Below are 11137 nucleotides of genomic sequence, written 5' to 3' on the forward strand. Positions count from 1 at the left end.
TCGTGGACATTGACCTCGACCTGATCCGGCGCGACCTCGCGCAGCTGGTCAGCTACGACAGCATCGGCGGAAGCCAGTCCGAGGCCAGCGTGCAGCGCTGGAGCGCCGCGACGTTGCAGGGTCTCGGCCTCGACGTCGACCTGTGGCCGCTCGACCTCGACGCCCTGCGCGCCGACCCGGACCATCCCGGCGAGGAGGTCGAGCGCGAGGAGGCGTGGGGCTGCGTCGGCACGTGGCGCCCCGAGGGTGCGGCCGCGGACGCCGTGCCCGAGCTGATCCTCAACGGCCACCTCGACGTCGTCCCCCCGGGCGACACGGAGTGGTGGACCGGGCACGACCCCTGGTACCTGCACGAGGCCGACGACCGTTGGTACGGCCGTGGGGTGTGCGACATGAAGGGCGGGGTGGTGGCCATCCTCGCCGCCGTCCGCGCCGTGGGTGATCAGCTCACCAGGCCGTTCGCGGTGCACACCGTGATCGGGGAGGAGGACGGCGGCCTCGGCACGTTCGCCACCCTGCGCCGCGGCCACACCGGCGCCCTGTGCCTCATCGCCGAGCCGACCGACGGGCGGATCGTCTCGGCCAACGCCGGGTCCCTGACCTTCCGGATGGAGATCCGAGGTCGCGCCACGCACGGCTCCATGGCCGGTCGCGGACTCAGCGCACTCGACCTCCTCGAGCGCGTGAACGCCGAGCTGAAGGCTCTCGACGCGCGACGCAACGTGGCACCGCCGCACCCGTTCGGCGAACGACCGTGGCCGATCTCCATCGGCATCGTGCACGCCGGCGACTGGGCCAGCACCGTTCCCGACCTCGTCGTGGCGGAGGGGCGCTTCGGCGTCATGCCCGGGGAGTCCTTCGAGGTCGCGATGGCCGTCTTCGAGCAGGCCATGGCCGACCTCGACGAGCCGTGGCTGCGCGAGCACCCGATCCAGGTGAGCTGGCCCGGAGGGCGTTTCGCCGCCGGGACGTTGCCCCCGGGCCACGCCTTCGGCGAGCAGGTCGCCGACGCCGTCGCGTCCACCGGAGCGCCCCGGCCCGAGCTCATCGGCGCACCGTACGGCTCGGACCTGCGCCAGTACGCCGCACAGGGCATCCCGACGCTGCAGTTCGGCCCGGGCCACATCGAGCAGGCACACGCCGTCGACGAGTACGTCCCGATCGACGAGGTCGAGCGCAGCGCCCAGACCTACGCCCGTCTCCTGCTGGAGATCTGCGGCTGAGCCGCCCTGCCGGACCGATGCTGCTGCTACCGTCGAGGAACATCGAGCACCGGGGGGTGTGCGCCCATGCGCCATCGACTGACCGCACTGACGACGTCCGCCATCATCGGGGCGGCTGGGGTCCTGGCGGCCACGGCGTCCTCTGCCAGCGCCGCCAGCGGCGTCGTCTACGCCAACTACTGCCCGTTCGCCGTCACGGTCTCCTCGGGGTCCGTCAACGAGGGCGACACGATCGTCGTGGGGTCCCGCCGGACGTCGCCCGCGCTCACCTACAACGGGGCCATCACCTACCGGGCGACCAGCAACCTCACCGGTCAGACCATCAGGTCCGGCTCGCTGGCCGACGGCAAGGGCCACGTCGTCAGGCTCTGCTACATCGCACCGTGACGCCCTGAGGCGTCAGGGGAGGTCCTCCTCCAGGTCCTCGCCGCCGTCGGTGCCGTCGGTGTCCTCGTCGGGCTCGTCGTCCTGCCCGGCCAGCGGCAGCGGGACGTAGTCGGCCACGTCGATCTGGCCCGAGGGCATGAAGGAGACCGGTTGCAGCCCGACGGGCCCGCCGTCCTCGTCGAAGGTCACGAGGGTCACCTGGGCCTCACGCCGCAGGCTGCTGCCCAGGGCGAACGGCAGGACCGCTCCACCGGTGCTGGCCGTGGTGAGGCGCGTGGTCGTGGTGCCCTCGGGACCGTCGATCGCCGTCGGCCCCACCTGGTAGTGCAGGTGGCCGGTGAGGACGAGGTCGACGCAGCCGCTGGCCGCGACCTGCTTGCCGGAGGCCCACGAGTGCACCGCCAGCACCCCCACCCGCTCGTCCGCCTCGTCTGCCTCGCACGCGACACCGGTGAGGGCCTCGTCCTGGACGGCGAGGTCGTCATCGCGCTGGTCGGCGCTGCCGGTGTACCCGGTGAGCGTGGTGCCCCTCGGGTCGTGATCACCCAGGAAGCGGATGCCGGCCACCTCCACAGGCTCGCCCTCCAGCACCGTGAAGTCGGCCGAGCGGAGCTGCTCCACGGTGGTCCTGGAGTCGTGGTTGCCCGCGACGGCGACCCGCTCGAAGCCGTCGAACTCATCGGCCAGGGAGTTGATGCTGAACCGCTCCCAGCTGTCTCCCTGGGAGGTGTCGTCGCCGAGGTTGATCAGCACCTCGGCCTCCGCCTGGTCGGCGATGATCCTCGCCACCGGGTCCATGCCGATGTTGTCGTGCCGGTCGGTGACCACCAGGGCCGTGCGCTCGTCCTCCCCGGGCGTCCGGACCTGCGTCTCCCGTGCCTGCTCGGCGAGCTCACCGTAGAAGCTCACCGAGTCCTCGTACAGATACAGCGCACCCTCCACCAGAGCCCGGCTCCCGCGGGTGATCGAGCCGTCGCTGATCTCCAGCGAGTCCAGGACGCCGTTGGCCGGCAGCTCCGGGAAGACGTCACGGGCCGCCGTCCACTGGGGCTCGGGCAGCTGCTCGTCGTGCTGGGGAACCACCACCAGTGCGACACCGGTGGCGATGGCGACGATCACGACCCCACCGCGGACGAGCTGCGGTCGCGCCGGGTGCATCGCGTCGTGCAGGAGCCGGCGCCGCCGCACCGGACCCACCGAGCGCCACGCCACCGCGGCGCTGACCGCGACCAGCACACCGACGCCGGCGCCCTGCAGCACGGCCACCCGCCCCATGTCCACGACGACCTCACGGACCGCGGCGATCTCGCCCTGCGGTTGGCTCGCGATCACCGCGTCCTGCTGGACGAGCTCCTCCAGGCTGGTCACCTCGGCCTGACCGAGCCGGATGTCCACGCCGAGGGGGCCCGGCGCGTCGACGGGGATGCGGACGCGCGGGAGCAGGGGGCCGAAGTCCAAGGTCGCGTTGCCGTCGAAGGCCGGGCGGACCGACGCCTGGTGCGGGCCGATGGAGAGCTCGCGCTGGCTGTCGGTGAACAATGCGGCGGACAGCGGAGCCGTCACGACCAGCCCGAGCGCCAGGGCGGCCAGCGTGCCCAAGAGTGTTCTCATGAGACGCGCGACAACCAGGTCTCGCTCGTCCCGACGGTGATGAGGAGCTGCGTGGCGCGAGTGAGCACGACGTAGAAAGTACGCCACCCGGCCTCTGACTCCGCGATGATCTCGTCCGGCTCCATCACGAGCACGGCATCGAACTCCAGGCCCTTGGTGTCCAGGCCGTCCAGCACCCGCAACCGTGCCGGGTCGGCCTGCAGCAGACCGGCGAGATCAGCACGTGCCTGGGCCAGTCGGGCACGCGGCGCGACGACGGCCACGGTGCCCGCGACGCGCTCCAGCAGCTCCGCAGTCCCCTCCACCACGGAGTCGGCGAGCGCGGCCTCGGCCACCCACCGGTGCTCGGGCTCCTCGCCGGTGCGCCGGACGGCGTCGGCGAGGTCCGCCCCCGGGATCGCGACGTTGGCGACCCGTGCGGCCAGGTCGTAGACCTCCGCGGAGTTGCGGTAGTTGGTGGAGAGCCGGAAGACGTGCTCCTCCTTGCCCTTGAGCGCCTCGGTGCGCGCGGCCCGGGCCTCCTCGGGGGACGGCCACGACGACTGGGCCGGGTCGCCGACGATGGTCCAGCTGGCCTGGCGGCCGCGACGACCGAGCATCCGCCACTGCATCGGCGAGAGGTCCTGCGCCTCGTCGACCAGCACGTGGGCGTACCCGTCGTCCTCGATGCTGCCGGTGGTCCGGAGCTCGTCCTCGCGCTCGCGCTCACGTCGCTCGAAGCTCATCAGCTGCTTGGGCGCGTCGTCGGCCTCGTCCTCGGGAAGTGGGACCTCCCCCAGGAGGTAGCGCAGCTCATCGATGATCGGCACGTCCTCGATGCTGGGCACGCCGTCGACCCAGGAGGCCTTGAGCGCCTCCAGCTCCGCGGCGTCGAAGGCGCCGTCGGCAAGCTCGGCGACGCGGTGCGACAACGTCCGCCACATCTGGACGGCGTCGACCGGGGGCCACCACGCCTCGATGAAGTCGACGAAGCGGTGGTCCGACGTCAGGACGTCGAGGAACTCCGCCTCGCCCTTCTCCAGCGCACGCTCACCGCTGACCTGGCGCCACAGCGCGGTGGCCACCGCCGCGGGTGCGCGACTGAAGGCCTGGTTGCGCTTGAGGCCGGAGAGCAGCTGGCGGCGGATCGCGGCCAGCTGGCGGGCATCCAGACGCAGGACGTCGTCCTTGTAGAAGTAGCGCAGATCCGTGGGCTCGCCGGTCTGCGGGGCGGCCACTAGCCGGCGCAGGACGGTCAACATCCGCACCGACCCCTTGGCGGCTGCCGCCACGGCGTCGTCGTGCGCGGCGGCCGGGACGCCGTTGACGACCTCGCCGAGCGAGCGCAGCGTCACGGCGGTCTCACCCAGGCTGGGCAGCACCCGCTCGATGTAGGCCATGAACACCGAGGAGGGGCCCACCACGAGGACCCCGCCACGCTCGAAGCGACGCCGATCGTTGTAGAGCAGGAACGCCGCGCGGTGCAGTGCGACGACGGTCTTGCCCGTGCCGGGTCCCCCACCGATGATCGTCGCCCCGCGGACGGGAGCCCGGATGGCGTCGTCCTGCTCCTTCTGGATGGTGGCGACGACCGAGTGCATCGTGGAGTCGCGGGCGCGGCTCAGGGTGGCCATGAGGGCGCCCTCGCCGATGATCGCCATGTCGTCGGGAGCCGCCGAGGCATCGAGCAGGTCGTCCTCGACACCGACGACCCGCTGGCCCGAGCAGCGCAGCACACGGCGCCGCACCACGCCGGTCGGGTCCTGCGCGGTGGCTTGGTAGAACAGGGCGGCGGCGGGTGCCCGCCAGTCGACGAGCAGGATCTCGCGATCGGCGTCCCGCACGCCGATCCGACCGATGTAGCGGGGCTCTCCACTGACGAGGTCGAGCCGCCCGAAGACCAGCCCGTCGTGCGCGGCGTTCAGGGCCGAGAGCCGGCGCTGCGCCTGGAAGACCATGGCGTCGCGCTCCACGAGACCACCCTCGTTGCCGATGTTGATGCGCTCGTAGCCCTCCTTGACCATGGCCGCCGCGACCTTGGTCGACTCGCCCAGGCGCTCGTGGACGACGTCGACGTACGCCTGCTCGGCGGCGATCTCTCGCTGCTCGACTTCGGGGTTGGTCACGGCACTCGCTTCATCGATCCTGCTCCGGCACGGAACAGAACATTCTATGCCGCGGGACTGTTCCCGTCGTCGGGTCCCCCGGGAGTGACCAGCGACGTCCTGCCCATTGCGCTCAGCCCTTCGCGCGCTGCAGGAAGGCCATCATCGCCTCGCGGGCCTCGTCGCTGCCGAACAGCTCGGCCGACTGCGCCGCGACCTGCTCGCCCAGCGCGTCGATCCGGGCGACGAGGTCGTGGTTGAGCAGCTTCTTCGTCTCGCGCAGGCCCTGCGGGTAGCCCTTGACGAGGTCGTCGACCACGGCCGAGACCTCATCGGCGAGGGCGTCGTCGGGCACTGCCCGTGTCACCAGACCGGCGCGCTGCGCCGCGGCGGCGTCGAAGGTCCGGCCGGTCAGGAACAGGTCGGCGGCGGCGCGGTCGGTGAATCGCTCGAGCAGGGAGAGCGAGATGATCGCGGGCGCGAGCGCGAGGCGGACCTCGGTCAGGGCGAAGGTGACGGACTCGCCCGCCAGGACCACGTCGGCCGCCCCGACGATGCCCAGGCCGCCGGCCCGGACGGGCCCGGCCAGCTCGACGACGACCGGCACGCCCATCGTCGCGATCCGGCGCTGCAGGGCGACGATCGCCGAGGCGCTCTCGGCCATGCCGCCCTCGGCCGCCTCGGACAGGTCCGCGCCGGAGCAGAAGACGCGGTGCGCCGAGCGCACGACGACGGCTCGCACGCCCTCGGTGTCCTCGGCCGTCGCAAGGTGGGCCGCCAGCTCGGTGACGAGCTGCCTGCTCAGGGCGTTGCGGTTGTGCTCGCTGTCCAGCGTGATCGTCGCGACGGCATCGTCGATGCCCAGGTGCACCAGCTCGGTCATGGGATCATCCTCCTGGTCAATAGGACTTGGGCAGGCCGAGCGAGAACTGGGCGATGAAGTTGAGCACCATCTCCCGGCTCACGGGGGCGATGCGGCTCAGGCGGGAGCCGGCGAGCATCTGGACCAGGCCGTACTCCTCGGCGAGGCCGTTGCCACCATGGGTCTGGATGGCCCGGTCCACGGCGTTGCAGACCGCCTCGCCCGCGGCGTACTTGGCCATGTTGGCCGCCTCCCCGGCCGCCATGTGGTCCCCGGCGGCGTAGAGCGCAGCCGCACGCTGGGTCAGCAGGCGGGCGGACTCGATCTCGATGTAGGACTGCGCGAGCGGGTGCGCGATGGCCTGGTGGGCACCGATCGGCGCCTTCCACACCTCCCGCTCCTTGGCGTACTCGGTGGCCATCTCCAGCGCGAGACGGGCCGTGCCGGTGGCGAACGAGGCGCCCATGATGCGCTCGGGGTTGAGACCGGCGAACAGCTGCTCGATGCCGGCGTCCTCGCTGCCGACGAGCGCGTCGGCCGGCACCCGGACGTCGTCGAAGAACAGCGTGAACTGCTTCTCCGGGCTCACGATGCCCATCGGGATCTCGGTGTACTCCAGCCCCGGTGCGTCGGTGGGCACCATGAACAGGGCCGGCTTGAGGTTCGCAGCGCCGTTCGCCGCCCCCGGCCCGGCACCCCCGCCGGGGCGGGCGTCGGCGGTGCGCGCCACGACGAGCACGTGGCTGGCCTCGTCGACGCCGGAGATGTAGGTCTTGCCGCCGGTCAGGCGCCAGGCTCCCCCCTTCTCATCGGCAACGTCCTCGCGGTGGGCCGTCGTGGTGATCTTGTGGCTGTTCGAGCCGGCGTCGGGCTCGGTGATCGAGAAGGCGTACGTCGCCGTGCCGTCGGCGAGACCGGGCAACCAGCGCTGCTGCTGCTCGGGGGTGCCGTACTGCGCGATGATCGTGCCGACGATGGCCGGCGAGACGACCATGAGCAGTAGCGGCGAGCCCGCGGCGGCAAGCTCCTCGCAGACCGCGGCGAGGTCACCGATGTCACCCCCGCCCCCACCGAACTCCTCCGGCACGGCCACGCCGAGGTAGCCGAGCCTGCCCGCCTCGGTCCACAGCTCGGTGGTCTTGCGCCCCTCGGCGTCGGCCTTGATGAAGTAGTCGCGGCCGTACTTGCGACCGAGGTCGCGGACCGCCTTGCGCAGCGCCTGGCGCTCCGCGGTCTCGCTGAATGCGATGGTCATGACTCTCCTTCTCCCTCGGCCGGGTCCTCGATGACGGCAAGCACCGCGCCGGACTCGACCTGCTGGCCCGCGGCGACCGCGAGATCGGTGACGACGCCGTCGATCGGCGCCGTGATGGTGTGCTGCATCTTCATGGCCTCGAGCACGACCACGGTCTGGCCGGCCGTGACCGCCTGCCCCTGCTCCACGCCGACCGTCGCGACGGTCGCCGGCATCGGCGCGAGCAGCGAGCCCTCGGCGACGACGTCGGCCGGATCGACGAAGGTCGGGACCGGGGTGAGGGCGAGGCTGCCGGCGGGGCCCGCGACGTCCACCGCGTCCTCGGCGACCGCCACGTCGTAGGTCTCGACGACCCCGTCGACGGAGAGCCGCACCCGGGTGGGCGTGGCGTCGACGACGTTCGTGCCCTCGACCGCGTCGGAGACGAGAGCACGACCGGCAGCCGCGTAGGAGATCTCGATCTCGGTGTCGCCAAGCGAGAACGTGCGGGTCCGTGGCTGGGAGGGCACGTTGCGGAAGGCCGACGGGATGCGGCCGAGCACGGGCGCACTCGCCGTCGCCGATCGTGCGGACGCCAGCGCGGCTGCCAGGGCGAACCGCCGCAACGCCGGCTCGTCGTGGGCCGGCGCCGTCCAGGCCTCCCGGCGCTCGTCGAGCAGCGCGGTGTGCACCCGTTCGGCGACGAACTCCTCGTCGGTGAGGATCGCCCGCAGCAGGGCGATATTGGTGGTGACGCCGGTGACGCGGGCGCGACGCAGGGTGCCGTCCAGCATCCGCAGGGCGGAGAGCCGGTCCGGCCCGAGCGCGATCACCTTGGCGAGCATCGCGTCGTAGTGGAAGCCGACGACGCTGCCGGACTCCACTCCGGAGTCGATGCGCAGGCCGGCTCCGACCGGGCCGGCGAAGGCGGCGCCGTCGACGTCGAAGGTGCGCACGGTGCCGGTCTGGGGCGCCCAGTCCGCAGCGGGGTCCTCGGCGTAGAGCCGCACCTCCACGGCGTGCCCCGTCGTCGTGGGTGGCTTGCCCTCGAGCGTGCGCCCCTCGGCGACGGCGAGCTGCAGCGCGACGAGGTCGAGTCCGGTGACGGCCTCGGTGACCGGGTGCTCGACCTGCAGACGCGTGTTCATCTCCAGGAAGCAGACACGCTCTGCGTCGACGAGGAACTCCACGGTCCCGGCGCCGACGTAGCCGACCGCCTCGGCAGCGGCGCGGGCCGCGTCGTGCAGCGTGGTGCGGACGGCCTCCGACAGCCCGGGGGCCGGAGCCTCCTCCACCACCTTCTGGTGCCGGCGCTGGATGGAGCAGTCCCGGTCACCGACGACCCACGTCGTGCCATGGGTGTCGGCCAGCACCTGCACCTCGACGTGCCGGGCCGTGGGCAGGTAGGGCTCGACGAACACGGTGTCGTCGCCGAACGCCGAGGCGGCCTCGGCGGCCGCCGCGGTGAGCTCGCCGGCCAAGTCGGCCGGGTCGTCCACGACGCGCATGCCGCGGCCCCCACCGCCGGCTGATGCCTTCACCAGCAGGGGGAAGTCGCCTGGCTTCGCCCCCTCCTTCAACAGCACTGCGGGATCGACGCTGAGGATCGGGACCCCGGCGGCGGCCATGAGCTCCTTGGCGCGGATCTTGCTGCCCATCGCCTCGATGGACTCCGGCGTCGGGCCGATCCAGACCAGGCCCGCGTCGGCGACGTCGCGCGCGAACTGGGCGTTCTCGGACAGGAAGCCGTACCCGGGATGGATGGCGTCGGCACCGGCCGCGCGTGCTGCGGCGATGACGAGGTCCCCGCGCAGGTAGGTGTCGCCGGGTGCGTTGCCGGCCCCGGCGGAGGCCGATGGATCGTGGAGCCGCACGGCCCGGTCGGCGTCGCGGACGAAGGGCGCGTCGGCGTCGGCGTCGGAGTGCACGGCGACAGTCTCGATCCCGAGGTCCCGGCACGTCCGGAACACCCGACGAGCGATCTCCCCCCGGTTGGCGACGAGAACGGAACGGATCATCGGGTCTCCTCCTGACGTCGGTTTACCACGGTCCCTCGGCAAGCACTCACTTCCCGTGGGGAACTTCCCCTGGGGAGTGAAGGTTTACCGAGGGACCGTGGTAAACCGGCACTGCAGCGATGGCTCACGGGCGGAACACTCCGTAGCCCTCGGCGCCGCGGACCTCGGCGGTGTGGATGGCGGACAGGCAGATGCCCAGGATGCTGCGGGTGTCGCGCGGGTCGATGACGCCGTCGTCGTAGAGCATCCCCGAGGTGAAGTAGGCGAGCGACTGCTCCTCGATCTGCTGCTCGACGTAGGCGCGCATCGCCGTGTCGCCCTCCTCGTCGTAGGGCTGGCCCTTGGCCTCGGCCGCCCCCCGCGCGACGATCGAGATGACGCCGGCGAGCTGCGCCGGGCCCATCACGGCGGACTTGGCGCCGACCCAGCTGAACATGAACCGAGGGTCGTACGCGCGTCCGCTCATGCCGTAGTGGCCGGCGCCGTAGGAGGCGCCCATCACCACCGAGAGGTGCGGGACGGTGGAGTTGGAGACGGCGTTGATCATCTGCGCGCCGTGCTTGATGATGCCGCCCTGCTCGTACTCCGCCCCCACCATGTAGCCGGTCGTGTTGTGCAGGAACAGCAGCGGCGTGTCGGTCTGGTTGGCGAGCTGGATGAACTGCGTCGCCTTCTGCGCCTCCTCGCTGAACAGCACGCCCTGGGCGTTGGCGAGGATCCCGACGGGGTAGCCGTGCAGCTGCGCGAAGCCGGTGACCAGGCTCGGCCCGTACAGCGGCTTGAACTCGTCGAAAGCGCTGCCGTCGACGATCCGGGCGATGACCTCGCGCGGGTCGAAGGGCACCTTGAGATCGGTGGGCACGATGCCCAGCAGGTCCTCGGGGTCGAGCACGGGCTCGGCGAAGTCGGCGGCAGGCGCGTGGCCCTTCTTCTCCCAGTTGATCCGTCGGATGATCTGGCGACCCAGGCGGATGGCGTCGCGCTCGTCGGTGGCGAGGTAGTCGGCCAGGCCGGAGGTGCGGGCATGCATCTCCGCACCACCGAGCGACTCGTCGTCGGACTCCTCGCCGGTGGCCATCTTGACCAGCGGCGGGCCACCGAGGAAGACCTTCGCGCCCTCCTTGACCATGACGACGTAATCGCTCATGCCCGGGATGTACGCGCCGCCCGCCGTGGAGTTGCCGAACACCAGGGCCACGGTGGGCGTGCGGGCGGCCGAGGCGCGGGTGATGTCGCGGAAGGACTTGCCGCCCGGGATGAAGATGTCCTTCTGGGTCGGCAGGTCGGCGCCGCCGGACTCCACGAGGTTGATCGTCGGCAGGTGGTTCTCCGCCGCGATCTGCGCGGCCCGGTGGCCCTTGCGCAGCGTGCTCGGGTTGGACGAGCCGCCCTTCACGGTGGGGTCGTTGGCCACGATCATGCACTCGACGCCCTCCACGACGCCGATGCCGGTGACGATGGAGCCGCCGACGGCGAAGTCGGTGCCCCAGGCGGCGAGGCTGGAGAGCTCCAGGAACGGCGCGTCGGGGTCGAGCAGCAGCTCGATCCGCTCGCGCGCCGTGAGCTTGCCGCGCGCGTGGTGGCGGTCGACGTACTTCTGCCCGCCGCCGGCGAGCGCCTTGGCGTGCTGCTCGGCGAGGTCGGCGACGCGCTCGAGCATCGCGGTGCGGTTCTCGGCGTAGCCCGGTGTCTCCGGGTCGACGGTGGTCTTCATCGTG

The 11137-nt window shown here is 71.8% G+C and carries 8 protein-coding genes; 2 read left to right on the forward strand and 6 right to left on the reverse strand.

The annotated features are described in order from the left end of the window. Nucleotides 1–2 precede the first annotated feature (2 nt). Together ACHAAC_RS03815 and ACHAAC_RS03820 are read left to right on the forward strand one after the other, a co-directional pair. Entirely contained in the window at nucleotides 3–1223 is a 1221-nt protein-coding gene (locus tag ACHAAC_RS03815) for an ArgE/DapE family deacylase (RefSeq protein ID WP_435714604.1), read from the forward strand. A gap of 66 nt (nucleotides 1224–1289) precedes the next feature. Further along, the gene (locus ACHAAC_RS03820; RefSeq protein WP_435714605.1) at nucleotides 1290–1610 is read left to right on the forward strand and encodes a hypothetical protein; all 321 of its coding nucleotides are present in this window, start codon (nucleotides 1290–1292) and stop codon (nucleotides 1608–1610) included. Between the two features lie 12 nt (nucleotides 1611–1622). Here ACHAAC_RS03820 and ACHAAC_RS03825 read toward each other — a convergent pair whose 3' ends face one another. The 6 genes from ACHAAC_RS03825 to ACHAAC_RS03850 all read right to left on the reverse strand — a co-directional run bounded on the left by ACHAAC_RS03825 (nucleotide 1623) and on the right by ACHAAC_RS03850 (nucleotide 11133). Further along, nucleotides 1623–3221, reverse strand: a complete 1599-nt coding sequence (locus tag ACHAAC_RS03825) for a metallophosphoesterase family protein (protein WP_435714606.1) — start codon at nucleotides 3219–3221, stop codon at nucleotides 1623–1625. Beyond that, nucleotides 3218–5326, reverse strand: a complete 2109-nt coding sequence (locus ACHAAC_RS03830; RefSeq protein WP_435714607.1) for a HelD family protein — start codon at nucleotides 5324–5326, stop codon at nucleotides 3218–3220. The genes ACHAAC_RS03825 and ACHAAC_RS03830 overlap by 4 nt, the downstream gene beginning before the upstream one ends. 112 nt (nucleotides 5327–5438) lie before the next feature. After that, on the reverse strand, nucleotides 5439–6188 hold the full coding sequence (locus tag ACHAAC_RS03835; RefSeq protein ID WP_435714608.1) for an enoyl-CoA hydratase-related protein: 750 nt from the start codon (nucleotides 6186–6188) through the stop codon (nucleotides 5439–5441). Nucleotides 6189–6204: 16 nt separating this feature from the next. Next, nucleotides 6205–7422, reverse strand: coding sequence for an acyl-CoA dehydrogenase family protein (locus ACHAAC_RS03840; RefSeq protein WP_435714609.1), 1218 nt, complete (start codon nucleotides 7420–7422; stop codon nucleotides 6205–6207). Further along, nucleotides 7419–9419 carry an acetyl/propionyl/methylcrotonyl-CoA carboxylase subunit alpha gene (locus ACHAAC_RS03845; protein WP_435714610.1) on the reverse strand — a complete coding sequence of 667 codons (2001 nt, stop codon included), beginning with the start codon at nucleotides 9417–9419 and terminating at the stop codon, nucleotides 7419–7421. Before ACHAAC_RS03845 ends, ACHAAC_RS03840 begins: the two co-directional genes overlap by 4 nt. Before the next feature lie 124 nt (nucleotides 9420–9543). Continuing rightward, complete coding sequence (locus tag ACHAAC_RS03850; RefSeq protein ID WP_435714611.1) at nucleotides 9544–11133, reverse strand: acyl-CoA carboxylase subunit beta; 1590 nt, start codon at nucleotides 11131–11133, stop codon at nucleotides 9544–9546. Nucleotides 11134–11137: the final 4 nt, after the last annotated feature.

The sequence above is a fragment of the Aeromicrobium sp. CF4.19 genome, from assembly GCF_051262555.1.
In the GTDB taxonomy this organism is placed as follows: Bacteria; Actinomycetota; Actinomycetes; order Propionibacteriales; family Nocardioidaceae; genus Aeromicrobium.

Excerpts from the sequence above, each read along its gene's own strand:
- ACHAAC_RS03820 (WP_435714605.1), top strand. The coding sequence starts at position 1,290 with ATGCGCCATCGACTGACCGCACTGACGACGTCCGCCATCATCGGGGCG.
- ACHAAC_RS03835 (WP_435714608.1), bottom strand. The coding sequence starts at position 6,188 with ATGACCGAGCTGGTGCACCTGGGCATCGACGATGCCGTCGCGACGATC.
- ACHAAC_RS03825 (WP_435714606.1), bottom strand. The coding sequence starts at position 3,221 with ATGAGAACACTCTTGGGCACGCTGGCCGCCCTGGCGCTCGGGCTGGTC.
- ACHAAC_RS03845 (WP_435714610.1), bottom strand. The coding sequence starts at position 9,419 with ATGATCCGTTCCGTTCTCGTCGCCAACCGGGGGGAGATCGCTCGTCGG.
- ACHAAC_RS03840 (WP_435714609.1), bottom strand. The coding sequence starts at position 7,422 with ATGACCATCGCATTCAGCGAGACCGCGGAGCGCCAGGCGCTGCGCAAG.
- ACHAAC_RS03850 (WP_435714611.1), bottom strand. The coding sequence starts at position 11,133 with ATGAAGACCACCGTCGACCCGGAGACACCGGGCTACGCCGAGAACCGC.